Source organism: Nonomuraea lactucae (genome assembly GCF_003313395.1).
In the GTDB taxonomy this organism is placed as follows: Bacteria; Actinomycetota; Actinomycetes; order Streptosporangiales; family Streptosporangiaceae; genus Nonomuraea; species Nonomuraea lactucae.
Window position 1 is genome coordinate 1 of sequence record NZ_QNFZ01000134.1, and the last position, 1,411, is coordinate 1,411.

Sequence of the window (1,411 nt, forward strand, 5' to 3'; positions counted from 1 at the left end):
CGCCGGTGGCGGGCCGCCGCCTGGCGAGGCCGGTGGGCCGTACCTCGACGAGGGGGACGTCGCGGCGATGCGGGAGGCGGCGGCACGGCTGGTCGAGGTCTTCGCGGCACCCGGCCCCGACGCCGCCGCCGCGGTCCTCAACCGGCTCCTCGCCGAGACCGGGCGGGGGCCCCGGCTCACCGACCACGGGGGCACGACGGCGTGGCACCTGCACGTGGACAGCCATGACGACGCGCCGTGGGCGGAGTGGTTCCTGGCGTCGTCGGCCATGGCCCTGGCCGTCCTGCTGGCCGACCACCAGCGGGTTCCGGGCGGGCTGTGCGCCTCTGCCGGGTGCCGCCGGCCGTACCTGGACCTCGGGGGAGGTAGCCCGCGCCGCTACTGCAGCACCCGCTGCGCCACCCGCGAGCGCGTGGCGGCCCACAGGTCGCGTGCGCTGACGCGCGGTTGCCAGGACCCGCTGCCCGCGCCGGAACGCAGGCCGTAGCGGTCCTTAGGGCCGCGACAACAGCCCGTAGCGGTCCTTCGGGCCGCGACAGCAGGCCGTAGCGGTCCTTAGGGCCGCGACAACAGCCCGTAGCGGTCCTTCGGGCCGCGACAGCAGGCCGTAGCGGTCCTTAGGGCCGCGACAACAGCCCGTAGCGGTCCTTCGGGCCGCGACAGCAGCCCGTAACGGCCCTCAGGGCCGCGACAGCAGCGCGTACGCGACACCGGCGAGCGCCTGGAGCGCCGCCGCGGCCAGCAGGGCGACGCCCAGGTCGTAGGCGGCCAGCGGCCCGGCCAGGGCGGAGCCCGCGGCGTACGAGGTGATCTTGAGGCTGGCGCCGGTGGTGAAGATCTGGCCGCGCAGGTGGGGCGGGGCCTCGCGGTGCCGTACCGCGAGCAGCGCCGTGAGCTGCGGCCCCTCGGCCACGCCAGCCAGGACGGCGGCGAGTACGGCGAGACCGGTCCGGCCGGTGGCATACGCGGCCGCGGCGACCAGCATGGCCGCCCCCAGCACAAGAGTGGAGCCCACCAGGAGGGCGTCCGGGCTGGCCGTCGAGCCCCGGAGGCGGGTCAGAGCCGCGTTGGCGGCGAGCGCGCTGCCGGCGGTCACCGCGAGGAGCAGCGCTCCGTGCGATGCCTCACCCGTCAGGGCCGAGCCGAGCATCGGCGCGCCGACGACCAGCATGGCCACCCCGGAGAAGGAGACCATGGAGGTGGCGGTCGCCCGCCTGAGGGGTGCGTTCCGGGCAATCGCCCCGAACCCGGCCGCGAGGTCGCGCCACAGGGCAGCCCTCCCGGCCCGTACGGAGGCGGTCGGGCGGGAGCGGGAAGGCAGCGTCCAGGCCACGGGCACGGCCGCGACCAGCAGGGCGACGGACGCCGCCATCGCCGCCTGCCCGCTCGCCGCCGCGGCCACCAGGCCCAC

General features: G+C 77.0%; 2 protein-coding genes. One reads left to right on the forward strand and one right to left on the reverse strand.

Annotated elements, in window-relative coordinates:
- On the forward strand, positions 1-487 hold a 487-nt coding region (locus DQW85_RS09340; RefSeq protein WP_162794859.1), incomplete at its 5' end, for a CGNR zinc finger domain-containing protein.
- A 192-nt stretch (positions 488-679) separates the two neighbouring features.
- On the opposite strand, the gene DQW85_RS09345 is transcribed toward DQW85_RS09340, so the two are convergent.
- The coding region (locus DQW85_RS09345; protein WP_162794860.1) for an MFS transporter at positions 680-1,411 on the reverse strand (732 nt) is incomplete at its 5' end.